This is a genomic window from Hallerella porci (assembly GCF_003148885.1).
Classification (GTDB): domain Bacteria; phylum Fibrobacterota; class Fibrobacteria; order Fibrobacterales; family Fibrobacteraceae; genus Hallerella; species Hallerella porci.
The window spans coordinates 58119-81167 of the sequence record NZ_QGHD01000009.1; the positions used below are offsets into that span (position 1 = coordinate 58119).

Annotated in this window: 24 protein-coding genes; 17 read left to right on the forward strand and 7 right to left on the reverse strand. The window is 43.9% G+C overall.

Annotation, left to right across the window (positions count from 1 at the left end):
- The first annotated feature begins 3 nt into the window (after window positions 1–3).
- Genes B0H50_RS06190 through B0H50_RS06200 form a run of 3 tightly spaced genes read left to right on the forward strand, consistent with a single transcriptional unit; the run spans window position 4 to window position 2804 of the window.
- Entirely contained in the window at window positions 4–1035 is a 1032-nt protein-coding gene (locus B0H50_RS06190; RefSeq protein WP_106198643.1) for a pyridoxal phosphate-dependent aminotransferase, read from the forward strand.
- Complete coding sequence (locus tag B0H50_RS06195) at window positions 1032–1757, forward strand: phosphocholine cytidylyltransferase family protein (RefSeq protein WP_106198644.1); 726 nt, start codon at window positions 1032–1034, stop codon at window positions 1755–1757. The genes B0H50_RS06190 and B0H50_RS06195 overlap by 4 nt, the downstream gene beginning before the upstream one ends.
- Window positions 1758–1790: 33 nt before the next feature.
- Window positions 1791–2804 (forward strand): glycosyltransferase family protein, encoded by a 1014-nt coding sequence (locus B0H50_RS06200; protein WP_106198645.1) that lies wholly within the window; start codon window positions 1791–1793, stop codon window positions 2802–2804.
- Here B0H50_RS06200 and B0H50_RS06205 read toward each other — a convergent pair.
- Window positions 2794–3900: a diguanylate cyclase domain-containing protein gene (locus B0H50_RS06205; protein ID WP_146193696.1), complete on the reverse strand. Its 1107-nt coding sequence runs from the start codon at window positions 3898–3900 to the stop codon at window positions 2794–2796. The two genes, B0H50_RS06200 and B0H50_RS06205, sit on opposite strands and share 11 nt — an antisense overlap.
- Window positions 3901–3991: 91 nt before the next feature.
- On the opposite strand from B0H50_RS06205, the gene B0H50_RS06210 reads away from it, so the two are divergent.
- From B0H50_RS06210 to B0H50_RS06250, 9 genes are all read left to right on the forward strand, one after another.
- Window positions 3992–5662, forward strand: coding sequence for an FISUMP domain-containing protein (locus tag B0H50_RS06210; RefSeq protein WP_109587426.1), 1671 nt, complete (start codon window positions 3992–3994; stop codon window positions 5660–5662).
- Between the two features lie 12 nt (window positions 5663–5674).
- Window positions 5675–6742: a DUF2914 domain-containing protein gene (locus B0H50_RS06215; protein WP_106199616.1), complete on the forward strand. Its 1068-nt coding sequence runs from the start codon at window positions 5675–5677 to the stop codon at window positions 6740–6742.
- A 38-nt stretch (window positions 6743–6780) separates the two neighbouring features.
- Complete coding sequence (locus B0H50_RS06220; protein ID WP_109587427.1) at window positions 6781–7194, forward strand: metal-dependent transcriptional regulator; 414 nt, start codon at window positions 6781–6783, stop codon at window positions 7192–7194.
- Between the two features lie 206 nt (window positions 7195–7400).
- Window positions 7401–8564, forward strand: coding sequence for a hypothetical protein (locus B0H50_RS06225; RefSeq protein ID WP_109587428.1), 1164 nt, complete (start codon window positions 7401–7403; stop codon window positions 8562–8564).
- 18 nt (window positions 8565–8582) lie between these two features.
- Complete coding sequence (locus B0H50_RS06230) at window positions 8583–8792, forward strand: FeoA family protein (protein WP_109587429.1); 210 nt, start codon at window positions 8583–8585, stop codon at window positions 8790–8792.
- A 22-nt stretch (window positions 8793–8814) separates the two neighbouring features.
- The gene (locus B0H50_RS06235; RefSeq protein ID WP_106199607.1) at window positions 8815–9039 is read left to right on the forward strand and encodes a FeoA family protein; all 225 of its coding nucleotides are present in this window, start codon (window positions 8815–8817) and stop codon (window positions 9037–9039) included.
- A gap of 14 nt (window positions 9040–9053) precedes the next feature.
- A complete protein-coding gene (gene feoB, locus B0H50_RS06240) occupies window positions 9054–11567 on the forward strand; it encodes a ferrous iron transport protein B (protein WP_109587430.1) in 2514 nt (837 codons plus the stop codon).
- A gap of 9 nt (window positions 11568–11576) precedes the next feature.
- A complete protein-coding gene (locus B0H50_RS06245; protein ID WP_109587431.1) occupies window positions 11577–11735 on the forward strand; it encodes a FeoB-associated Cys-rich membrane protein in 159 nt (52 codons plus the stop codon).
- 97 nt (window positions 11736–11832) lie between these two features.
- Entirely contained in the window at window positions 11833–12255 is a 423-nt protein-coding gene (locus tag B0H50_RS06250) for a PepSY-like domain-containing protein (protein ID WP_109587432.1), read from the forward strand.
- Between the two features lie 2 nt (window positions 12256–12257).
- Here B0H50_RS06250 and B0H50_RS06255 read toward each other — a convergent pair whose 3' ends face one another.
- The 4 genes from B0H50_RS06255 to serS all read right to left on the reverse strand — a co-directional run bounded on the left by B0H50_RS06255 (window position 12258) and on the right by serS (window position 15960).
- Window positions 12258–12998 carry a ZIP family metal transporter gene (locus tag B0H50_RS06255; protein ID WP_109587433.1) on the reverse strand — a complete coding sequence of 247 codons (741 nt, stop codon included), beginning with the start codon at window positions 12996–12998 and terminating at the stop codon, window positions 12258–12260.
- A 43-nt stretch (window positions 12999–13041) separates the two neighbouring features.
- The gene (locus tag B0H50_RS06260; RefSeq protein ID WP_158256521.1) at window positions 13042–13956 is read right to left on the reverse strand and encodes a nickel/cobalt transporter; all 915 of its coding nucleotides are present in this window, start codon (window positions 13954–13956) and stop codon (window positions 13042–13044) included.
- Between the two features lie 31 nt (window positions 13957–13987).
- Window positions 13988–14578: a DUF1007 family protein gene (locus tag B0H50_RS06265; RefSeq protein WP_158256520.1), complete on the reverse strand. Its 591-nt coding sequence runs from the start codon at window positions 14576–14578 to the stop codon at window positions 13988–13990.
- A 95-nt stretch (window positions 14579–14673) separates the two neighbouring features.
- Window positions 14674–15960 (reverse strand): serine--tRNA ligase, encoded by a 1287-nt coding sequence (gene serS / locus B0H50_RS06270; protein WP_106199593.1) that lies wholly within the window; start codon window positions 15958–15960, stop codon window positions 14674–14676.
- Window positions 15961–16017: 57 nt separating this feature from the next.
- Here serS and B0H50_RS06275 point away from each other — a divergent pair, with 57 nt between their 5' ends.
- Window positions 16018–16524: an LptE family protein gene (locus B0H50_RS06275; RefSeq protein WP_106199591.1), complete on the forward strand. Its 507-nt coding sequence runs from the start codon at window positions 16018–16020 to the stop codon at window positions 16522–16524.
- A gap of 2 nt (window positions 16525–16526) precedes the next feature.
- Here B0H50_RS06275 and B0H50_RS06280 read toward each other — a convergent pair whose 3' ends face one another.
- Window positions 16527–17660: a Rossmann-fold NAD(P)-binding domain-containing protein gene (locus tag B0H50_RS06280; RefSeq protein WP_106199626.1), complete on the reverse strand. Its 1134-nt coding sequence runs from the start codon at window positions 17658–17660 to the stop codon at window positions 16527–16529.
- A gap of 56 nt (window positions 17661–17716) precedes the next feature.
- Here B0H50_RS06280 and B0H50_RS13310 point away from each other — a divergent pair, with 56 nt between their 5' ends.
- Both B0H50_RS13310 and B0H50_RS06285 read left to right on the forward strand, forming a co-directional pair.
- Entirely contained in the window at window positions 17717–17875 is a 159-nt protein-coding gene (locus B0H50_RS13310) for a hypothetical protein (RefSeq protein ID WP_158256519.1), read from the forward strand.
- A 1-nt stretch (window position 17876) separates the two neighbouring features.
- Window positions 17877–19388: a Na+/H+ antiporter NhaC family protein gene (locus B0H50_RS06285; protein ID WP_106199589.1), complete on the forward strand. Its 1512-nt coding sequence runs from the start codon at window positions 17877–17879 to the stop codon at window positions 19386–19388.
- 65 nt (window positions 19389–19453) lie between these two features.
- On the opposite strand, the gene B0H50_RS06290 is transcribed toward B0H50_RS06285, so the two are convergent.
- Window positions 19454–20788 (reverse strand): cellulase family glycosylhydrolase, encoded by a 1335-nt coding sequence (locus tag B0H50_RS06290; protein ID WP_106199587.1) that lies wholly within the window; start codon window positions 20786–20788, stop codon window positions 19454–19456.
- A 234-nt stretch (window positions 20789–21022) separates the two neighbouring features.
- Between B0H50_RS06290 and B0H50_RS06295 the strand changes: the two genes are divergently transcribed.
- Both B0H50_RS06295 and B0H50_RS06300 read left to right on the forward strand, forming a co-directional pair.
- Window positions 21023–21484 carry a GtrA family protein gene (locus tag B0H50_RS06295; protein WP_233244548.1) on the forward strand — a complete coding sequence of 154 codons (462 nt, stop codon included), beginning with the start codon at window positions 21023–21025 and terminating at the stop codon, window positions 21482–21484.
- Window positions 21481–23049: an NAD(P)/FAD-dependent oxidoreductase gene (locus B0H50_RS06300; RefSeq protein WP_106199584.1), complete on the forward strand. Its 1569-nt coding sequence runs from the start codon at window positions 21481–21483 to the stop codon at window positions 23047–23049. The genes B0H50_RS06295 and B0H50_RS06300 overlap by 4 nt, the downstream gene beginning before the upstream one ends.

Below are 23049 nucleotides of genomic sequence, written 5' to 3' on the forward strand. Positions count from 1 at the left end.
ACTATGAATTACTTAGATAGAAACGAATTCAATTTCAAACCTTCCGAAAAAGTTTTGAATGCAATTCGAAATTTTAATCCCGAAGAACTTTGCTTTTACACGCGCATTTACGACGAAGGTAAAAAGAGCATTTTCTCGGTGAAGTTAAGCGCAATCTACAATGTTCCCGAAAGTCAAATTTTATTGGGCTACGGTGGCGAAGATATTTTGAAAAATGCCGTGCATTATTTTTTAATGAAAGGCGATAATAAAACCATCATGATTCCCGAATTTTCGTGGTGGTATTATAATCGCATTGCGGGCGAATGCGGCGGCACTTTTACGATGTATCCGCTTTACGAAAAAGAAGATACCTTTGCTTACGATGTCGATGAAGTGATTAAACTGACCAATCAAAATCATCCGCGGATGTTGCTTTTGGCATCTCCGAATAATCCGACGGGAAATTCTTTAACTCCCGATGAAATTTCTCGCATCATGGAAAACATTCCAAGCGATACAATTGTTTTAATCGATGAGGCTTACGCTTCGTTTATTTGCACCGATACCGCTTACATTGCGCCGCTCGTTGCAAAATATTCGAACTTGATTATTTCGCGCACACTGTCTAAATTCTTCGGGCTTCCGGGTCTTCGCATGGGCTTTGGATTTATCGGAAAAGGTCATGATTCGTTCTTGAGTTACGCCAATAAATATTTGGGCTACAACCGTTTTAGCGAAGCGGTTGCGATGGCTGCAATCGATAGCGAAGATCATTATCGGAAAGTCGCCGATGAAATGCAGTGGGACAGAGACCTTTTCCAAAAAGAACTCGGCGGTCTTCCGGGCTTTAAAATTTACAAGAGCGTTGCCAATTTTATTTTGATTAAATATCCGGTGCGCATTCAGGAAGCGCTCAAAAAAGCGCTCGCCGAACAAGATTACAAAATCAAATTTATGACCGATAAAGGTTTGGAAGATTGCTTGCGCATTACTCTCGGGCGGAAAGAACAAATTCAACTCGTCGTCGATACGATTAAAAGGTGCGCATTATGATTGCTGTCATTTTAGCCGCAGGAATTGCTTCGCGTCTGCGCCCGCTCACAAACGATACGCCAAAGTGCTTGCTCGATGTCAAAGGCAAATCGCTTTTGGAACGTTCGATGAACGCGTTAATCGATGCGGGCATTTCGGAATTTGTGATTGTCACGGGTTATCTCAATCAAAAAATTGAAAATTTCGTAAACGCAAATTACAAACAAATTAACGTTACCTTTATTCATAACGATGTTTACGAATTGACCAATAACATTTATTCTTTGTGGCTTTCGCGCAAAGTCGTCGATGCCAAAGACTTTTTGCTTTTAGATAGCGATCTACTTTACGACCCGCAAATCGTAAAAAATGTCTTGGCGGATAAAAACGAAAATGTGCTCACGCTCATTCGCCATGAACTTGGCGAAGAAGAAATGAAAGTCGTCACCGACGAAAAAGGCGCAATCGTTGAAATCAGTAAAACTTGCGACCCGAAAATGGCTGCGGGCGAAAGTTTAGGCATCGAAAAAATCGGCAAAAATTATTCGAAAGCTTTGTTCATCGAACTTGATAAAATGATGAACCAAGAGCATTTGGAAAATAAATTCTACGAGCTTGCTTTTGAACGCTTGATTCAGCAAGGGCACACTTACAGCGTTTTAGATGCATCAAATTATTTTTCGTGCGAGCTTGATACCGTCGAAGATTTTGAAAATGCGAAAGTGAAAATTCCGCTGCCGTAAAAACGCTGAAAATTTTTGCAAGGAAATGAAACCATGGTGAAGTATCTTTTTGTTCTGACGAGTTCTCCGAAAGATTTTTTCTGCGAACAAACTTTGGTTGCTATCGCATCGTTGCGGGATCACAATCCGAATGCGTTTGTGACTCTTTTGACGGATGACAAAACGGCTGCAACGCTCACGGGGCCGCGGGCTGCATTAAAAGATGCTGTCGATGAATTTAAAGCGCTTACGTTAGATGAAAAGTTTACGCCGATGTTGCGTTCGCGTTATTTGAAAACGGTCATGCGCAATGTCATCGATGGCGATTTTCTTTACATGGATTCGGATATCGCAATCGTCGATGATTTGACAATTCCCGCAGAATGGGCAGGCGGCATTTACGCGGTTCTCGATTTTCACACGAATTTGCACAAGGCAATCAATCGCAAAAAAGTGTTGAACAATGCGAAGCGTCTCGGTTTTTCGCCGATTTTAAATGACGAAATTTTTAACGGAGGCGTGATGTTTGCTGCCGATACGCCGGAATGCCGCAAATTTTTTGAAACGTGGCATGAACTTTGGCTGTATTGCGTGAACAAAAATTTCCCCTACGATATGGCTTCTCTCGCTGAAGCGAATTTCAAATTTCATTATGTGACACGGAAAATGCCCGGCGGTTGGAATTGTCAACTCGCTTACGGCAACCGTTTTCTCCCGACTGCAAAAGTGCTCCACTTCTTCGGTTCTCGCATTATCGATACTTGCGGCCACAAAGTTCCTGAATCGATGAATTTATTTTTGCCGAAAATTTTGCGGAAAGATTTTTACACGAATTTGAAAAATATTCCGGTGAAAGTCGGCGCCGATAAAAAAATCACAATCAACGAATATTACGACGATGTGATTTTACACGCCAAAGAAGAATTTGAATATCAAACGAAAAAAGTGGGAGCCGCTGGCGCTTATATTATTCGCAGTTATGCGTTTGCAAAATCGCTAGCGTGGATTTATAAGAAGGCGCCGTTCCTTACCAAATTGCTTTCGGGAATTGGAAAAATTATTGGGTAATGTTAAAAAGTTTTCGTTCTTGATTTTGCAAAATTTGAATGAAAGAATCTTGCGAAAAATCAAATGGGCGAATGTCGTAATCGATGGCGAGCAAATACGGCGACGCATTATGGAAATTGAATTTGTCAATTTCCGATTGCAGCTCTTGTAAACAATTTTCGATTGCTGAATTTTCTTGGGAAGTTATCAAAATTAAAAATTCATCGCCATCGCAGTGGATGGAATTGCCGCGATCGCCGACTGCGGTTTTTAACATTTGCGCAAAATTTTGAATAAAAGAATTTTGCGGAAAACTCAAATTGATTTTTCGAAAATCGTGAACTGTTAAAAGAATCGCCGTCATTTTGGTGGGACGAATTTTGGCAGAAACGCGTTGCAAAAAATTCAAATAATTGCGATTGTAAAGTCCGGATTCTTGATCGCGGAAAAGTTTTTCGTTCTGTAAACTGACGAGAATTCCCGCAAGAGAAATGGCGAGAGAAACGGAGAGAACAGAATTGCCGTAGAAAAAAGTTTGAACGCTTCCGCCGATAATCGCGGGCAATAAATAAGCCCACAGCGGAAAGGATTTGAAAACGCCGCCGCGCAGGCGCGTGCAAAAATAAAAGATAATCGAATCGATTAAAATGCCGTAATCGATGCAAAGGAAATAATTGTAGAAAGTTTCGCGGTGGTAAAAATTATTATCGTCGAGAGAAAAGGAAAGCGGTTCGATAAAATTGATGCAAAGAAGAAAAATCCCCGAAGCGATGGCGACAAATAAGCAGCCGTTATGTAACTGCGAAAGCGGAGATTTTAAATGCGCCGCCAAAAAACGCAGCCAATAAAAACTTGTGAGCATAATGGAAACATAAAGCCAACTCGTAGAAACGGCGATGAAAATGCGCGCAAATTGTCCGGGATGTCCGATAAATAAATACGAAAGTGGGTCGGCGATGCAGTTAGACAACGAGCAAATCATCAAAATCGTTAAATTTTTATTTTCTTCGGAATTATCTTTAAATCGCCAGCGGCTCGTGAGCAGCAAAAGGCAAATCAAAAGACAACCGAAAAGGTTGACGATAAAAATATTTTCCAAATCAAAATTTGTAGGCATAGAATAAATTCTTAAAAATTCTTTTTTAATATCCAAAAGATAACTAAAAATTACTATTTTTGCGAGCGAATTTCATTTTGAGGGTGAAAAAATGAAGAAAAATTTTTTTACAAAAGTTCTTTTGGTGAATGTTCTGTTTGTGCTGACGCTGAACGGATGGGCACAAGAAACGGAATCGGCTGATTCTCTTGTTGTAAAAGAACCGGCAATCGATAGCCTCGCTTGGATGGAAACGAAAATTCGAAATTCCTGTGCGGGCGTTGAAGAGGAATCGCTTTGCTTGGAATGGATGCGGACGCATTCTGCTCTGCAATGGAAAACTCTCGATTCTTTATTTTGCAAAAATCGCGAATCGATTGATGCGTGCAAATTGTATTTGGATAGCATTCCGCGTGAAAAGCGCGGACCGTATTTGCGCACATTAGAATCCGAAGGACTTTTGAATTTTACGCGCACTGTTGAATCGGATACCGTTTACGAAAAAACGCTGACAACGGGCGAGTGCTTCCGCGATCTCGAAGAAATGACAAATCGCACAATGCGAATGATTGCGGAATCGGATGCGGGCGATTCGATGCATTTTGATTTTGGAAATTGCGCTTTTGATGGAAGCGATTCAGCGAAGCACGATTGCGAAAGTTTGATGAATGCATTTGCGCAAGCGCGAAAAGAAGAATGTGCGACGAGCGTTGTCACGAAAATGGTCCGCGAAAAATTTGAAAAAGTAGAACAAGTTCATTTATTCGATCGGCAAATTGATGCGCTGTGGTCGGGGCTTTGGAATTTAGATTGGTATAAACGCGATACATCGTGGAATCGCGATATGGAATTTTTAGGAAAAATGGGGCTCAGTTATTCCGAAGAATATTTGCGGACGCAAATTCGCGATGCGTTTCAAAATACGAATGATGTGTGGAATTTCCACCTTCTCAATGCGTGTTCCGTTTACCCGACAATCGATGACGGCTACGAAAAAATGCAATATTTCCGCTTATTCGATTGCGATTCGATTTTGAAAAATCATCAGTTGAGTTGCGACGGAAGCGTTCTCGAAAAAGAAGTGCCGCGGACGATGAATGGTCAACAACCGGTAAAAGTCATTTGCGATTTGAAAGAACATCGTTGGCGGGAAATGAATGAAGAAGAACGTCGCTTTGGATTATGTTCTGCGAAAAATTTCGGCGAAGAAAAGAAAACGCCGACGGGAATTTTTATCTGCGATCAAGGTTGGAAAAAATTGACAGAAGCGGACACTTGGGATAGGGATTTTTCCAGTGGATTTGCTGCGGGAAAATTCCGTCCGAAGCGAGAATATTTTCAAGATTCGCGTGATGGAAAAGTTTATCGCATTGTCAAAGTGGGAACGCAAACATGGATGGCGATGAATTTAAATTACGCGACTTTGTGGGGAAGCCGTTGCGGAAACGGAAAAGACATCAACTGCACAGCTTACGGTCGGCTTTACAATCAAGAAGCTGCGCAAAAAGTTTGCCCAGCCGGTTGGCATTTGCCGACTTCTGCCGATTGGGAAAATTTGTATGCTGCTTTGCAAAATCAAGTGCCTGCGAATCAGAAAAATAAATTGATTTCTGCGGGAGGATTTGTGTGGCAGCCGGCACCGAAAAAAGAGGCGATGGTTTATTGGATTCCCGATGTAACTGCCGAAAGAATGACTGCGCGAGTCAAGCAAACGGGAATTTCTTGGGATGCGGAATCGGGAAAATTTCCCTATCATCCAGTACGCTGCGTGCTCGATGAATAGTACATTAAGAATATGCTGAATTTTTTACAAAGTGAATTGTTTCAAAAAGTGCGAAAAGTTTTGCCCGCAGCCTCTTTCTTCGGAGGCTTTACGTGGGATTCCATTACTCTCGGCAAATTGGTGCAGACTTCGGACTTGGCGATACTTCTTTTGTATTATCTCGCTTCTCTCGTTTTCTTAATTCTTCTCGCCGCCGAACCGGGAAAATTTTTAAACCGCAGTTGGAGCGAAGCATGGCAAAATCGTTTTACTTACGCAGTGCAATTTTGCTTTGGCAGTCTTTTTAGCGCGCTCGTCGTCTGCTATTTTAAAAGCAGCGCATCTGTCGGAGCTTTTTTCCTGGTGATTCTTCTCGCAGGATTTTTAGTGGCGAATGAATTTTTGCAAAAAAGTTATGCGATGTTTGGATTTACTCTCGCCCTTTTTCATTTGCTCGGCACGATGTATTTGAATTTTTTAATTCCGCATTTGGTAAATGGCTTAGGATTTTTCTGGTTCTTTTTATCGTCGTTAATTTCGTTTGGAATTTGTGTCGGCGCTTGGAAAATTTCAAAAAAGTCGGCGAAAGTTCTTGTGGCTCCCGCATTGATTTCTTGTCTTTTAGGAATTGCTTTTTTGGGAAATTGGATTCCGCCGGTGCCGCTCGTTTTGAAAGATCAAAATGCGTGCACAGAATTTCAGCGGGATTATTCGTGCAAAGTTGATGAGGTGGGAACGCTAAAAAGTTTATGGATTGCTGCGGGTTTTGCGCCAACGATTACGGCGGCTGCGGACGGTGTTACTTTTGTGAGTTCGGTTTTTGCGCCGGCAAAAGTCGAAGCGCAGTTGGAACATCGTTGGTATTATCTCAATCCGAAAACGGGAAATTTTGAATTGATGAGTCGCATTTCGTCCGAGCGAATGCGCACGCATGGAAGTCGTGAAGAAGGTTTCCGCATTTATACGAAAAAGCGAAATGTGCCTGCGGGAAAATGGCGCGTTGACACGGCTGTTCAAAATGGGGCAGTTATCGGGACGAAAACTTTTTACATTCAAAAATCCGATGGCGAAGTGAAAAAGAAAGTGTGGAAAATCAATTGAGTTGAAATTTCTCATTTTTAATTTTATACATTTAAACTATGGATAAACTCAGCCAAAGCTTAGAAGATTACTTAGAAAAAGTCTTGATGTTGCAACTGTCGAAAGGCAATGCGCGTTTGAAAGATATCGCTGCCGAATTGAAAGTGAAAGCGCCTTCGGCGGTGCGCGCAATGCGAGAATTAAAAGAACTCGGCTATGTTGAGCAAGAGCCTTATGGTTTGGTAACATTAACGGAAGCGGGACACGCCGCGGCCGCTTCGGTTCTCGGCAGACATACTCTTCTCCGCAGCTTTTTTATGCAATTAGGCGTTTCCGCAGAAATTGCCAACGAAGACGCTTGTGCCGTGGAACATGTTCTCTCGGCAGAAACTTTAGACCGCATTGAAAGTTTTGTGCAAAAAAACGCGAAAACGGTGAAAAAAACGGCAAAAACGAAAACTGAGAAGAAATAAACCGAAAAGAAATTGCAGGGTCGCGCTATCGCGCGGTCTTATTTTTTACTAAAAAAGTTAGCTGAATATCACTTTTTAAAGGAATTAGCCTTGACTAATTCCTGTTTTGTTTTAAATTTAGCCTTGTAAAATTAGTTTAGACTAAACAAAATAGTTTAAGCTAAACTAATTATTCGAAGAAAAGATTTCTAGAAAGGAAACCTAACATGAAAAAGACAATCGGAATGATTCTGGCGTCGGCTGCGATGACAGCCCCGCTTTTTGCTCAAGATTCTGCGGCCGAAGTAAAAGACCCGCAATTCTCCGTCGCCGGGGAAGTTGAATTTGAAGGCAATGCCCATTTCAAACAAGTAGATCCGCGTGATGAAGTGAAAAATAATCGCGAAACGAATAAAGCTTTCCACGATTATTCTTCGACTTTTGGACTCGTTTTCTCGGTAAAGTTTAACGAAAAATGGTCTGCGGAAGCGGGAATCAAAGCGGACGACGATAATTCTTCGCCGGGATTTGCTTACGATGGAGCGTTTATTCAATACCAAGTCAATGATAATATCGCATTGAAGGCGGGTGACTTTACCTACTCCGAAGGCGCTTTGCGTTATTACGATTACGATGATCCGGGCGATGCTGCATTCGGCATGACCGAACGCAATATCCGCGGTTTGGAAATTGACGCTTACGGCCTTTTGGTGGGCTTTGGCTGGGGCCGCGACGATGACGATTGCATTGCCGATGAAAATGGCGAAGAATTGGGCTGCACTTCTTACGATGTGCATCTCGCTTATGAACTTGCGCTCGGCAATCACACGATTCGTCCGTTTGTGAACTATCAAAGTTATCAACTGAAAAACGGAAACCGTTTGCGCGCAGGCGTTACTGCAAATCTCGTCTTTGGCGATGCGATGAATGTGCAAGTGGCTTACGGCCTTCTCGCTGATGCACTCAAAGAAGACGAACCGAAAATGAGTCACGCATTTGCTCTCGAACCGGAATTTAACTTCGGAAAACTCACCGTGAAAGGCTCGGCGTTCTATGCTTACAAAGCGGACGAAGAAGATGTGCCGACCGAAATTGAAGTGCCGGAATATATGTTCGCTTATGTCGAACCGATTTTCGCCATCAACGATCAACTTTCTGTTGGCGTGCAAGGGGAATATCACACGATGTCCACCAATAAAGATGACGAACTCGCTCAAGTTTTCGTCGGATCGAAAGCGTATTTGAATCCGACTGAAAATCTTTCGTTAGAAGCATACGTGCGCGCGTGCATCCCTGTGGGCGATGATTACGATAGCGATAGCGGAAGCGATTATGCCGGCCAAGATGATGTTTACTTTGGCGCAGGTGCAAGCGTAGGCTTTACATTCTAAAAATAGGAGGACGATACGATGCCACTTACTTTCTGTACAATCGGACAAAATTTTATTCTCAAAAGACTGAGCGGAGATTCCGCGGTCCGTCAGCACTTAAATGAACTCGGTTTTAGCGTGGGTTCTCCGGTGACTGTGATTTCTAGCCTCGGCGGAAACGTGATTGTCAAAGTGAAAGAGTCACGTATCGCCCTTGATCATAAACTTGCTAGCCGAATTATGGTGTAATTCGATAGCGCAGGAGACAAATATGAAAACTTTAAGAGATGCAAATGTCGGCGAAACTGTAAAAGTTTTGCGCTTAAATGGCGAAGGTGCTTTGAAGCGTCGCCTGATGGATATGGGGTTAACGAGTGGAGTGGAAGTTTACATTCGCAAAGTGGCGCCGCTCGGCGATCCGGTGGAAGTCACTGTTCGCGGTTATGAATTGAGCCTTCGCAAAGATGATGCGGATTGCGTGGAATTAAAGGCATAAGGAGATTTTGAAAAATGGCTATTACCATTGCACTCGCAGGCAATCCGAACTGCGGAAAAACGACGATGTTTAATGCGCTCACCGGCGCAAATCAATATGTGGGAAACTGGCCTGGCGTTACTGTTGAACGCAAAGAAGGTCGCTTAAAGAAAAATAAAGATGTTAAAGTCGCGGATCTTCCGGGCATTTATTCGCTTTCGCCTTATACGCAAGAAGAAGTTGTCTCGCGCGATTATTTGTTAAGTCCTGCGCCCGATTCGATTTTGAATATTGTCGATGCGACAAACATTGAACGCAATCTTTATTTGACGACGCAACTTTTGGAATTAGGAAAACCGACGGTCATTGCGCTCAACATGATGGATGCGCTCAAAAAATCGGGCGCAAAAATTAACGTTCAAAAATTGGCGGACAAATTAGGCGTTGAAATTGTCGAAACGCAAGCGCTTTACGGAAAAGGCATTGCGGAAGCTGCTGCGAAAGCAACGGAAATTGCAAATTCTAAAACAGCACCGAAAATTTCAAAATTTTCGGAAGATGTGGAAAAGGCAATCGCTGATGTCGAAGCGATTCTTCCGACGACGGTTTCTGAAAATTTGAAACGTTGGTTTGCGATTAAATTGATTGAACGCGATCAAAAAGTTACCGCAAAGCTTTTTCTTTCGAAAGAAGATTCCGCTCGCATTGAAGAAATTGTAAAAGCGCTGGAATCTGCCCGCGAAAGCGACAGCGAATCCATCATCACCGATGAACGTTATAATTATATCGCAACGATTTTGGATGGCGTTCTGCAAAAATCTAAAGCGGGTTTAACGACTTCGGATAAAGTGGATCGCATTGTTACGAACCGCATTCTCGGTTTGCCTATTTTCCTTCTCGTAATGTGGGCGGTTTACTATGTCGCTGTTTCCACGGTGGGTTCGATGGGAACCGATTGGGTGAACGATGTTTTGGTCCCGGGAATTCAAGATGCAATTTCAGGATGGCTTGAAAATGCGGGTGCGAGCCCGATTTTAATCGATGCTCTGGTGAATGGCGTAATCGGTGGCGTGGGAGCCGTCGTCGGGTTTGCTCCGCAAATGTTTGTGCTCTTTATTTTGCTTTCCTTTATCGAAGATTGCGGATATATGGTGCGCATCGCATTTGTGATGGACCGCGTTTTCCGTCGCTTTGGTCTTTCGGGCAAAAGCTTTATCCCGCTTTTGATTTCGTCGGGCTGCGGCATCCCGGGTATTATGGCGTCGAAGACGATTGAAAATGATAACGATCGCCGTTTGACGATTATGACGACGACTTGGGTGCCGTGCGGTGCAAAGCTTCCGGTGATTGCGTGCATGGCTGGCGTGATTGCGGCTGCGGGCGGATTCGGTTCTTGGGTTGCTCCGTCGGTTTACTTTATGGGAATCGGTAGCGTTCTTCTCGCAGCGATTATGCTCAAGAAAACGAAATCTTTCCATGGGGAAGCGGCGCCGTTTGTAATGGAACTTCCGCAATATCATTTACCGCAAATTAAAACGGTTTTAATGCATGCGTGGGAACGCACTCGCGGATTTTTAATTAAAGCGGGAACGATTCTTTTCCTCGCTTGCTTGGCGATGTGGTTCCTTTCGAGTTACGGTTGGGAATCGGCAAAGGTCGAAGGCGAAGAAACTGTTGCCGAAGAAACTGTCGCCGCTACAGGAGCGCCTGCAGAAACTGTTGAATCGGTGGTGACGGAAAAGTCTGCGGAAACAGAAGAAGCCGTAGCTGAAACAGCGTCGACAGAATCGGTGGCTGCTCCAGCAGAAACTCCGGCTGAAGAAAAAACGGAAAATGCCTCGGCAGAAAATGCAGAAGCTGCAGAAGGCGAAGGTGGCGAAGAAGAGGAAGCGGCAGCTGCTGAAGGCAACGTCGTCGCGGATACGGAAAACTTGGAATTCGGTTTAGTCGAAAATTCGCAGAACTCGATTCTCGCTCGCGTCGGTAATGTGTTGCGCTACATCTTTATTCCTCTCGGCTTCGGCGGAGAAGAAGGCGGATGGCAAGCGGCTGCGGCATCGCTTTCGGGCTTCTCTGCAAAAGAAGGCATTGTGGGAACGATGGCGGTTCTCGCTGGCGGTAACGATGCGCTTACCGAAGCCGCAGAAGGTGCCGAAGAATTTGATGAAGAAGATGAAGGCTTGAGCGTTTTCGGCAACGCTTTGAAAACTTGGTTCCCGAGCGCTCTCGCTGCATTCTGCTTCTTGCTCTTTAACTTGCTCGATTCTCCTTGCTTAGCGGCAATCGCAACGATGGCGCGCGAACTCAATAATCGCAAATGGTTCTGGTTTGCTCTTGCATTCCAAAACATTTGGGCTTGGGTTCTCACATTCATCGTTTATCAAATCGGAAGTGTTGTTACGGGTGCTCACGGGTTTACAGTTGGAACAGGAATCGCTTGTAGTCTCCTGGCGGGAATTCTGTTCCAATTGTTCCGCCCGGATCCGTATAAAGGCAAAACATTTAAAACGGTGCGTTCGGTGGACGCTATCGCTTCGCAGAAAAATTAAGGAATTCCAATGCTTGCAAATATCTTTGTTCTCGTGATACTTTCCGCTTGGGCGGTTTGGGCAATCGTTTATCTCATCCGCGCGAACCGAGAAGCGGTCATTCATCATCAGCCGCGGTGTGTCGGCTGCTCGCAAAGATGTTCGCATTGCTCGCAATGTCCCCGCTAATTTTTCTTGCAAAATTGCCATAGACGACTCCCTCGGAGCGAAAGCTTCGGGGGAGATTTTTTTATATTTATCACAAATTAACTTTGATGAGAAAAAAATGAAAAAGATTTTTTGGATGATTGCGGCTTTGGGAATGGTGGCGTTTGCGAAAGAATCACCGGTGGATTTTGAAGCGTTGCCGGCGAAGGCGAAGCAGATGATTGCGCAGAATTTTGCGAACGAAAAAGTCGTCTTGGTAAAGAAAGATGCGGACTTTTTATCGCATGATTATGAAGTGATTTTTGAAAGCGGAATGCAAATTGAATTTGAACAGAACGGCGAATGGAACGAAGTAAAATGCCGCGGTTGTCAAGTGCCGAAAGCGATGATTCCGCAGGAAATTCAAAATAAAATTGACGCCCTTTACCAAAATGTATTCGTCGTCAAAATAGAAAAAGAAAAGAATCGTTACGAAGTGAATTTAAGCAATCAAGTAGAATTAAAATTCAATGGAAAAATGAAACTCATCGACATCGATTGAGTTTATCCGAGCGCTACATCGAGCGACATCATAAGCGTAAAGCCCAAGGCGAAAAATAAAGTTCCGATATCGGAATGTTCGCCGGCAGCGGTGCTTGGCACCAATTCTTCGACGACGACATAAATCATAGCGCCAGCGGCAAAGCTTAAAAGATACGGCATCGCAGGGAAAATTAACGAAGCGAGAATGAGCATCACGCTGCCGCAAATCGGTTCAATAATACCCGAAAGCATCCCGTAAACGAATGCTTTTTTTGCAGAAAATCCCGCTGCTTTTAACGGCATCGAAATAATTGCGCCTTCGGGAATATTTTGAATTGCAATGCCTATTGCCAAAATAAATGCACCGCCCGCTGCTCCGGCCGCTAAACCTTCGGGAATGTTGTGCAAAGTCACTGCAAAAAATAACATCGTTGAACGCGTCCAATGCGAAGGCATTCCTTCGGGGCGTTTTGCAAATTGATGCAAATGAGGAATGAGATGATCTAGCAAAAGCAAAAAAAGAATGCCCGCCCAAAATCCGATGACGATAGGAATGAATGCGAATTTTTCATAATCTGCAGATGCGCGGAGCGTCGGAAGAATTAAACTCCAAATCGATGCGGCGATCATCACGCCACCCGCAAATCCTGTAAGCATACGTTCGGCAGAACGATTTAATTTTTCGCGCAAAAAGAAAACGAAACTCGCGCCCAATGGGGTTCCCCAAAAAGGAATTAGCAAACAGAAAATGGATTGCTTCATAAAACAAAATTAGCAAAAACTAACTTTGTTTGATGGAGTAAATTTAGCGTGCGCTAAGAAATAGAGCGATACCGGTCAAAACGATGCAAATGCCACAGGCGATGGAAAGGACAAAGTAAATTCCGCTGGCGTATTTTTCGAAGGCGTGAATGCGCTGAATGCCTTTATCAAGTCCGCGATGCGTACAAATAGCGAGAAGTCCAAAGCTCGCATTGGTAAGAGTCATTCCGATGCAAATGAAAAAAGAACCGAGCAATGCAATTCCTGGAATTCCTTGCAACAGGCAAAAGAAAACGATGAGCGCGACAGCGGGACACGGCACAATTCCGGTGATAAATGCCAACCAAAGAAGCTCTTTCCAAGTTGCTGTTAAATGGGAATCGGCAGTTTTTTGTTTGCGCAAAATTTCGCGGAGAGAAACGAGAATGAGAATGACGCCGGTAATGGCGACGAGTGCATAACTCGCTTTTTCAATATGAACTCGGCTCGTTTCAAAAAGCGGAAAAAGCGTTGCTTTGGCGATGCCGTATAAAATGAAGAGGAGAATGACTGCAGAAAGCGTATGAATTGTCGTGATTAAACTTCCGAGCGCAATGCCTTGTGAAAATTTTCCGCGGCGCGATAAAAAATAACTGACGACAATTGTTTTTCCATGACCGGGACCGAGCGCATGCAAAAGTCCGTAGAGAAGGCAAATCGCTAAAAATGGAATGAGAGTTCCGCTTTCGCCATTTTTCAATTTTTCAATTTTTGCAGAAATCTTTTCGCGGAGAATTTTTTGCGCATCGGTTAATTTTTGAAGAGTTTCTGCGGAGCCGACAAAAAATAAAGTGGAAGAAGTTTTGATTTCTGCGGGATCTTCTGGAACTTTGATCGAATCGCTTTGAAGTGCTTCGGTTTGTTTCGTTGATTTTTTAAAATCAAATTTTTTGTAATTCGCATCGGCAAAGGCGGACACACAAAAAATAACGAGAAATAAAAGAAAAATTTTAATGGGATTTTTTATAGCGCACATAAAGACCTTTTACTGTTTTCGAAAAATTTTGAAATTGCGTCAGTCCTTCTAAGGCGTCCACAAAATAATCCACTTCTAAATTGGACGGCGATTTGACTTGTGCTTTTTCCATATCGATGGTGATGGAAATGTAATTCGATGGATCATTGACGACGAGCACAATCATCGTATAATCCGAAGAGTTTGCTGGAATGTGAAACGCATTTAAAAATTGAATGACCAAACGATTTTCTTTATTCAAGAAAACTTTCAAATTTTGAATTTCTTTGGGTATATAAAATTGCGTGCCGTCACCGATATAATTGAATCGGCTGAACGAAATAAATTCATCGATAGCTTTTTTTTGGAAAAAGGAAAGTTCGCTTTCATCGATTTTTCCGTCGCCATTTTTATCGCCGGTAGCAAACATCGCTTGGCTGTAAATCGGATCAAAAGTCCAACTATTTTGAACGCCGACAAATTCGGTTTCATTAAAAATGACATCGGTTGTTGCATCGATGAAAATGTGCGGATGCGCAAAGGCGATTCCCGCGAGTGCGAAGAGAAGAAAAATGAAACGACTCATCATCTTGAATATAATTCTAGTTTTGTGATTTTTTCAAAGAGAATGAAAATAAAAAAGCGCCGCCGAGGCGACGCTTTTGGGATAATTTCGAAAAATTACTTCTTTGGTTCGATGACTTCGAGACCGCCCATATACGGACGCAATACTTTCGGAATGACGAGCGAACCATCTTTTTGCTGATAGTTGTCGCAGATGCCGACCATAACGCGTGGCGTGGCGAGACCCGAACCATTTAATGTGTGCACATAAACGTTCTTGCCATCGATTTTCGTTTTGATGTTGGCGCGGCGAGCTTGGTAATCTTCGAAGTTGCTGCAAGAGCTGACTTCGAGCCATTTCTGTTCCACAGGCGCATAAACTTCCAAGTCGTAGCATTTGGCTGCGCCGAATCCGAGGTCGCCTTTGCAGAGGCAGAGACGGTGATACGGAAGTTCGAGCTTTTCCAAAAGTTTTTCGCCAAAGCGGGTGAGTTCTTCGTGCATTTCGTAGCTGTTGTCCGGACGCGAGAAGAAGACCATTTCCACTTTGTTGAATTGGTGCAAACGCAAAAGTCCGCGAGTGTCTTTTCCGTAAGAACCCGCTTCGCGACGGAAGCAAGCCGAGTATGCGCAAATGCGTTTCGGCAACTGATCCGCCGGGATGATTTCGTTCGAGTAAAGATTGGTGAGAGGAACTTCGGCCGTCGGGATGAGGAAGAGATCGTCATCCTTGTCGCAGCGATACATATCTTCTTCGAATTTCGGAAGCTGACCGGTGCCACGCATCGTATTGCGGGTCACGAGATACGGCGGCGTAAATTCTTCGAAGCCGTTCGCCATGTGTTCATCGAGGAACCATTGAATGAGAGCGCGTTCCAAGCGGGAACCGAGTCCGCGATAAACGGGGAAGCCGTTGCCCGAAATTTTTGCACCGCGTTCAAAATCAAAAATGCCCAAGCGTTCGCCCAAAGTCTTGTGATCGACTGCGGTGAAATCGCGATTCTTTGAATAGAAATCAAATGGCAGCGGACCGTCTTTTTCGACGACGTTATCGCTTGCGTCTTTTCCTTCGGGAGCTTGCGGCGCAATGTTCGGAACGTGCATCAACATTTCGGTTTGCTTGTAATCGAGTTCCTTCAATTTCTTGTCGAGTTCATCGATTTTGTCGCCGAGTTCACGCATTTCTTTGACGGCTGCGTCTGCGTTTTCGCCTTTCTTTTTCAATTCACCGATTCTTTTGGATTCGGCGTTGCGTTCGCTCTTGAGCTTTTCGACTTCGGAGAGAAGCGGGCGGCGTTCTGTATCTACAGCCAGCACATCTTTCAAACTGACGGTTGTATATTTCTTTTCGGTTTCTGCAATGTAGTAGTCCGGATTTTCACGGATTTTACGAATGTCAAGCATGGTTAGCCTCGTTGAAAATAATACGCATCAAATATAAGAAATTTCTATTTTTCAAACATGCATCAATTTCAAAAAGGTTTTCTTCTCATGTTCTTGGCGGCTGCGCTTTTTTGCGTTTTGGGATGTTACAGCTTTACGGCGAGCACGTTACCGAGTCACATTAAAACGGTGCAAATTCACGAAGTCGATAATAAAACTTTGGATCCTGTCCTCGGCAACACATTAAAAGACAGCGTTGAAAAATTATTCCGTAAAAATGCAGGAAGCGTTCGCCTTGTCAATTCCGATGCCGATGCTGATTTTGAACTAACCCTTTTAAGTTATACGAACAAACCCGAAAATTATACGAGCGCATCCGAAGTAGAAACGTATCGTGTGACGATGAAAGTGAATGTGCGCTTTTACGATAATGTCAAAGAAAAAATGATTTATAAAGGCGACAATCTTTCTGCCGACGGAACTTATGACGTTTTGCAAAACGAAACCGAAGACCGTCACGGACAAGCCCGCGCTATTCAAAAATTGCAAGACTTGATTATTGCAAACGCACTTGCAAAATGGTAAAATCAATTATCCAATTGCATTAACTGCGCAAGTTCTTCGCTGATTTCGCCGTTTTGCAGAAGAATGCTCAAAATTTTTTGCTCAATTTCTGCGGGCGGATTGCGGAGGCATTCGCCGTCTAAATCTTCGATGTCGATGACGCCGTCGCGTTCTAAAACCAAACGTTCTGCGAGGGCTGCGTGAAGAGCGAGCGAAGCTTCGATGTATTTTAATTGAGTCGGTTCTTTTAACGAAAAATTCAACGCTAATTTTTTATTGAGAACGCGTTCTTCGGGAAAGTCTTCGCTGAATTCATCTTCCGCGCCCATGTTAGCGAGAACCGCTTTCGTTTGTAAAAGCGCTTGAAAAATTTCTTCGCCCGCGAGAGCGTTTTTGACTCCGGTTGCAGTAACGATATAATCGGCCGAAGCGATTTGTTCGGTGACATTTTTCAAATCATCTTTATCGATGAGAGTCACGTGATTGAGTTCTAACGTCGGGATGAAATCATTCTCCGCGTGACGCTTGCTTAAATCGGTTACTGTGAAAACTTGACAGCCGCGTTCAACGCCTTTTAATGCGATGCCGCAGCCGACTTTTCCACTGCCGAAGACGAGTAATTTTTTGTCGGCAAATTCGGTGTAGCCCGCTTGAACGAGTCCGCGGAAAAATCCGTCGCCGGTGCCGAGAGCAGTTTCGATGCGTTTAATAATTCCGTTGTCTGCGATAAAAACAGGCAGCTCTGCTTCTTCGTAATAGGGAATGCCTGTCCGCGTGAGTTCGACAAATCCAATTTTCGGATGGCAAGAGGCAAATTGTCCCGCGCAATCTAAAATCAAATCAAAAAATTCATCCTCTTGTTCCATGTCCAAAACCATTTCGGGCGAAAGAACAGGAATTTCGCTTTCTTGTAAAAGTTCCACAATTTCGGAATCGTAAGGAATCGAAGCATTTTCTACAGCGCGTCCTGCGAAAAGTTCTGCGCCCCCCGCGAGAAGCGCTTCATATTGCAAAAGTGTATTGCGAAAAATCGGAGTGGCCACCAAAATTTTAAGACCGTCAAAGGGACGAGTTTCGTTCCATTCGTCGCAAAGAGCGGCTAAGGCTGGATATTCTTCGGGTCTGTAATGTTTTTGGATAATGTCTTCGAAAAGCATATAGCAAAATTTAATAATTTTTTTTTGGAACATAAAATGCTCCAAAGGAGAAAACTATGAACAATCAGAAAGCGATTTCTGCATTAAATGAATTGAAAATGTATGCGAGTTCGCGCTCGCTCGCCGCCATCAATTATGCGGTTGAAGTCCTCGAAAAATTAGAAGAGGCTGGCATTGAAAAGCCTTTAGAATCCTTAACGCCAAAGGGAAAATAAAATGGAAGAAGTCACAAATACCATCTGGGCTTACGGAACTTTTTGGGCTCTCATTCCGCCGATCGTGGCGATTGGACTTGCTCTCATCACGAAAGAAGTTTATTCTTCTCTTTTTGTGGGAATTGTCGTCGGGGCAGTTTTCCTTTGCCAGGGAAGTGTGCCGATTTTCTTGGATGCGATTTTCAAAAACGGTTTAATCGCCAAAGTTTCGGATCCGTATAATGTCGGCATTTTGCTCTTCCTCGTGATGCTCGGCGCGATGGTCGCGCTGATGAATAAAGCGGGCGGTTCTGCGGCATTTGGAAATTGGGCGAAGACGCATATCAAATCCAAAATCGGTGCGCAAATTGCGACGGTTCTTTTTGGCATTTTGATTTTCATCGATGACTATTTTAATTGCTTAACCGTTGGCAGCGTGATGCGTCCGATTACGGATCGTTTTAAAGTCAGCCATGAAAGACTCGCTTACTTAATCGATTCGACCGCAGCGCCTATCTGCATTATCGCTCCGATTAGTTCTTGGGCCGCAGCCGTTTCGGGCTTTGTCGAAGGCGAAGACGGACTCGCTCTTTTTATTCAGGCGATTCCGTTTAACTTTTACGCATTGCTCACGATTCTTTCTCTTTTCTTAGTGGTCGCGTGGAATGTCAACTTTGGCCCGATGAAAAAGTATGAATCGCTCACCGAATATGTCGATGAAAAATTAGATGCGATGAATCTTTCCGAATGCAAAGGCAAAGTCATCGATCTCGTGCTGCCGATTATTTCGCTCATTATTTTCTGCGTCATCGGCATGATTTACACCGGCGGATTTTTTGCTTCGGGCGATGCGAATAAAAATTTCGTGGATGCCTTTGCTGCAAGCGATGCTTCCGTTGGACTCGCAATCGGTTCTGTCGCTGCGTTCATTTTTACCGTTTGCTTTTATTTATCTCGCCGCGTTTTAAAATTTGCCAAATGCATGGGTTGCCTATCCGACGGTTTTAAAGCGATGGTCGGAGCCATTCTCATTCTTTGCTTAGCGTGGACATTAAAAGGCACAACGGATGCGCTCGGGGCAAAGGAATTTGTCGCGGGTCTTGTAAACGGCGGCGCGAGCAGCTTTATGAATTTTATGCCGGCGATTATCTTCGTCATCGGAGCGTTCCTCGCATTTGCAACGGGAACTTCTTGGGGAACTTTCGGCATTTTAATTCCGATTGTCGTCGCAGCTTTCGGCGGTGTCGATAACAGTTTGATGATTATTTCGATTTCGGCTTGCATGGCGGGTGCTGTCTGCGGCGATCACAGTTCTCCTATTTCGGATACGACGATTATGGCGAGCGCAGGCGCAGAATGTCATCACGTTAATCACGTGAATACGCAGCTTCCGTATGTGCTTTTAGTGGCGGCGGTTTCGTTTATCTCTTACCTTGTCGCAGGATTTACTCGTAGCGCAATTATCTCTTTATTCGTGGGCGCTATTTTAGTGGTCGCATCGCTTTTCTTCCTCAAGAAAAAAAGCAAGGCTTAAAAATTTTGCGAAAGAAAAAAATCGCAGGCGTTTGCCTGCGATTTTTGTATGGAGAAAATTTCCGATTAAGGATTGACGCGAATCGTTTTCATCTGCGTTTGCATACCGTCGCGGGCTTTGACAATATAAGTGCCCGCAGCAAGTTTCTGCAACGAAAGCGAATTCGAGTGTGCGCTCAAAAGCGAATGACCTTGCAAATCGTAAACGTGAATTGTCGGATTTTTTGCGTTTAACAACTGCACCGTATTTGCAGAAATTTGCAAACCAAATTTTGCTGCGCGGATAGAAGTAATCGCTTCCGGACTCGGCGTATCAGCGCATTTGGTGTAGCTCGTCGGATTTGTCGCCAAATAACTCTTCACTAAATTTCCCGAAGTGGAATATTGCAAAGAATTTTTATTGGAGCTACTTGTAAAAGCAGCGGTGCCTTCGCTAATATGCGAAGCGGACCAGTTCGCCCATGAAAGTTTATTTTGATCTGCAAATTTTTGCCACTGCGTATTTTTTTCTTGGTTCGGATCACCACCGCCATCAGCGTTTCCCGTTCCCCATTCGCTTAAGAAAACAGAAAGCCCCGCTTTCATCGCTTTTAAACCGTTTTCGCCTTGGCAACTTCCGCCCCAATCGTAAGTTCCGCTCACGCAGTGAGAATTCGCATAATAGTGCAACGTGTAAGCGTGATTGTTACCCGAGTCGGTCACTTCGTTTCCGATGGCCATTTGCGGATTTTGGTCCCACTTTGGATTGCCAATCAAAATTAAATTGTCGGAATATTTACGAATTTCAGGAATCACCTGGTCTGCGTAATTTTTAATGGTTTCCCAAGAAATATCGGTGGGCTCGTTATAGAGCTCAAAAATCACGTTGTCGTAGCTGCCGTATGCTTGTGCCATTTCGGCAAAGAATTTTTTCGACGATTCCGTTTGCTCATTTGCGTTATGCGAATGCCAGTCGATGATGACATAAATATCTTGCTTGATGGCGGCTTCAACGACTGTTTTTACAAAATTCTTTTGTAATTCGGAATCTTTTTCGTAGCCGACGAGTTTTTTCCCATTGAATTCACCAGACCAATCTTCTGTTCCGGTTGCCATTGCCGCACGAATGATTTGAATATTCATGTCATTTACCATGGACGCGATGCCTTCTTCGCTCCAGTATTCCACGGATTGAGGAAGCAGACTCCAATAAAGGCTCATACCGCGCACTTGCACTTCGGCACCGTCTTTAACACCTTGGCAACCGCCGTAAATGCGGCCTTCACCGGCGGCATTTTTCCCCGACATCAACTGACCGTATTGGCTAACAGGACCCACGCGTGTCGGGGTAATCGTTTGGGCGAATGAATTCGCTGCGCATAACGAAAGCGCAAAGGCTAGAGGTAAAAATTTTGTGTTCATCTCAAATCTCCGTTGAGGTTTAACAGATTTAATATAAGTTAATCTGTGAAAAAATTAAAAGCAAAAATTCAAATTTGTTTTCTTCAGGAAACATGGCAAAAAAATGTATTGGAAAAATTGATTTCGGGAGAAATTGTTGCGGAAATGGAAATTTTTTGAACGGATTAAAAATGAAAATTATGAAAAACGTATTTCTAAAAATTGCAAAACAAATAAAAATGCTAACTTTGCACCGTGAATTATTCGAGTTCGCTTATCCGTTTTGTCCACGAGAAATTGCCGCATCGCGAAAATTTAATCGGGCAAATGCTTCGCTACGCTGTTACCGGCGGGCTTGCTTTTGTCGTGGATTTTGGATTGTTTGCATTTTTCCTTTACGTTGTTCCGCTACATTATCTCATCGCCAATTTAATTGGACTTGCCGGCGGACTTGTCGTCAATTATCTCATCAGCGTTTGTTGGGTTTTTACTGCCTGCAAACGCAATTTTGAAAAGCGTAAAGGAATTGAATTTTTGCTTTTCGTTATCATCGGGCTCATCGGAGTGGGATTAAATCAATTCTTGATTTGGCTCATGATTGGACTTTGGAATTGGATGCCGCTCCTTTCGAAAATGGTCGCAGCGGTGCTTGTGCTTTTATGGAATTTTGGAGGCCGCAAAATTTTGCTCTTCCGAACGAAAAAGGAAACTGTATGAAGACTGCAATTATTATCGGCGCAGGTCCTGCTGGGCTTACCGCTGCATTAGAACTTTTAAAAACGACGGATGTGAAGCCGATTCTTTTTGAAGAAAATGATTTTGTCGGCGGCATCTCGAGAACTGCAGTCTATAAAGGCAACCGCATGGATATCGGCGGGCATCGCTTCTTTAGCAAAAGCGATGTGGTGATGGATTGGTGGACGAATATTTTGCATTTGCAAGGAGCGCCGAGTCGCGACGATTTAGAAATCGGACGCAAGACAAATTTATCGGCGGGCGGTCCGGATCCCGAAAAAGAAGACCGCGTGATGCTTGTGCGTTCTCGCCTTTCTCGCATTTTATATTTGCGAAAATTATTTGATTATCCGGTGAGCTTAAACGGGGCGACGATTAAAAATCTCGGCCTTTGGCGCATGTTCAAAATCGGGATGAGTTATCTCAAAGTTTGCATTCTTCCGAAGCGCAAAGAAGTTTCTCTCGAAGACTTTATGATTAATCGTTTCGGCGTGGAACTTTACCGCACATTCTTCCGCGATTATACCGAAAAAGTTTGGGGAATTCCTTGCAATCAAATCGGAGCGGATTGGGGCGCGCAGCGCATCAAAGGTTTATCGATTACAAAAACCGTCTTGCATGCAGTCAAATCGCTCTTGCCGAAAAAGTCAAATTCAATTCGGCAAAAAGATACCGAAACCAGTTTAATCGGAGAATTTTTATACCCGAAACTAGGCCCTGGCGAACTTTGGGAAACCGTAGCCGACGAAGTGAAAAAACGCGGCGGCGAAATTCATTTGAATGCGAAAGCGTTATCGTTTGAAAAATCAAACGGAAAAATTTCGGCATTGCGTTATAGTGAAGGCGGCGAAGAAAAACGCATCGAAGGCGATTACTTTATGAGCACGATGCCGGTGAAGGATTTAGTCCGCGCACTTCCCGATGTGCCCGCAGAAATTTCTCGCATCGCAAACGGTCTTGTTTACCGCGACTTTATGACGGTCGGACTTCTCCTCGATTCTTTAGACATTAAAAATCCTGCGAAGCCTGGAACGCCAGAAAGCAAACTCAAATTTGTGGCGGACAACTGGATTTATGTGCAAGAAAACGATGTGAAACTCGGGCGCATTCAAGTGTTCAACAACTGGAGTCCGTATTTGGTTTCGGATCCGTCAAAGGTTTGGATTGGACTTGAATATTTCGTGACCGAAGGCGATTCGATGTGGAATATGCCCGATAAAGATTTCATCGATTTTGCGGTTGCAGAACTTGAAAAAATTCACGTGGCAAAAAAATCCGCAGTCAAAGATGCCGTTCTTTTCCGCGTGCCGAAAACTTATCCCGCATACTTTGGCACTTACAAAGAATTCGGAAAAATCCGCGATTATGTGAGCAGCATCGATAATCTTTTCCTCATGGGAAGAAATGGAATGCACAAATACAACAACATGGATCACAGTATGCTTACTGCGATTGAATCGGTCAAGTGCATTCGCGAAGGTTCCTCCGATAAAAGTTCTGTGTGGAATGTAAACACCGAAGAAGAATACCACGAAGGGAAAAAGTAA

Coding starts and splice junctions, on each gene's coding strand:
- B0H50_RS06250 (WP_109587432.1), top strand. CDS start 11,833: ATGAAAAAGATTTTTTGGATGATTGCGGCTTTGGGAATGGTGGCGTTT.
- B0H50_RS06200 (WP_106198645.1), top strand. CDS start 1,791: ATGGTGAAGTATCTTTTTGTTCTGACGAGTTCTCCGAAAGATTTTTTC.
- B0H50_RS06225 (WP_109587428.1), top strand. CDS start 7,401: ATGAAAAAGACAATCGGAATGATTCTGGCGTCGGCTGCGATGACAGCC.
- B0H50_RS06205 (WP_146193696.1), bottom strand. CDS start 3,900: ATGCCTACAAATTTTGATTTGGAAAATATTTTTATCGTCAACCTTTTC.
- B0H50_RS06265 (WP_158256520.1), bottom strand. CDS start 14,578: ATGAGTCGTTTCATTTTTCTTCTCTTCGCACTCGCGGGAATCGCCTTT.
- B0H50_RS06190 (WP_106198643.1), top strand. CDS start 4: ATGAATTACTTAGATAGAAACGAATTCAATTTCAAACCTTCCGAAAAA.
- feoB (WP_109587430.1), top strand. CDS start 9,054: ATGGCTATTACCATTGCACTCGCAGGCAATCCGAACTGCGGAAAAACG.
- B0H50_RS06245 (WP_109587431.1), top strand. CDS start 11,577: ATGCTTGCAAATATCTTTGTTCTCGTGATACTTTCCGCTTGGGCGGTT.
- B0H50_RS06255 (WP_109587433.1), bottom strand. CDS start 12,998: ATGAAGCAATCCATTTTCTGTTTGCTAATTCCTTTTTGGGGAACCCCA.
- B0H50_RS06285 (WP_106199589.1), top strand. CDS start 17,877: ATGGAAGAAGTCACAAATACCATCTGGGCTTACGGAACTTTTTGGGCT.
- B0H50_RS06210 (WP_109587426.1), top strand. CDS start 3,992: ATGAAGAAAAATTTTTTTACAAAAGTTCTTTTGGTGAATGTTCTGTTT.
- B0H50_RS06215 (WP_106199616.1), top strand. CDS start 5,675: ATGCTGAATTTTTTACAAAGTGAATTGTTTCAAAAAGTGCGAAAAGTT.
- B0H50_RS06220 (WP_109587427.1), top strand. CDS start 6,781: ATGGATAAACTCAGCCAAAGCTTAGAAGATTACTTAGAAAAAGTCTTG.
- B0H50_RS06290 (WP_106199587.1), bottom strand. CDS start 20,788: ATGAACACAAAATTTTTACCTCTAGCCTTTGCGCTTTCGTTATGCGCA.
- serS (WP_106199593.1), bottom strand. CDS start 15,960: ATGCTTGACATTCGTAAAATCCGTGAAAATCCGGACTACTACATTGCA.
- B0H50_RS06195 (WP_106198644.1), top strand. CDS start 1,032: ATGATTGCTGTCATTTTAGCCGCAGGAATTGCTTCGCGTCTGCGCCCG.
- B0H50_RS06235 (WP_106199607.1), top strand. CDS start 8,815: ATGAAAACTTTAAGAGATGCAAATGTCGGCGAAACTGTAAAAGTTTTG.
- B0H50_RS06280 (WP_106199626.1), bottom strand. CDS start 17,660: ATGCTTTTCGAAGACATTATCCAAAAACATTACAGACCCGAAGAATAT.
- B0H50_RS06230 (WP_109587429.1), top strand. CDS start 8,583: ATGCCACTTACTTTCTGTACAATCGGACAAAATTTTATTCTCAAAAGA.
- B0H50_RS13310 (WP_158256519.1), top strand. CDS start 17,717: ATGAACAATCAGAAAGCGATTTCTGCATTAAATGAATTGAAAATGTAT.
- B0H50_RS06300 (WP_106199584.1), top strand. CDS start 21,481: ATGAAGACTGCAATTATTATCGGCGCAGGTCCTGCTGGGCTTACCGCT.
- B0H50_RS06275 (WP_106199591.1), top strand. CDS start 16,018: ATGCATCAATTTCAAAAAGGTTTTCTTCTCATGTTCTTGGCGGCTGCG.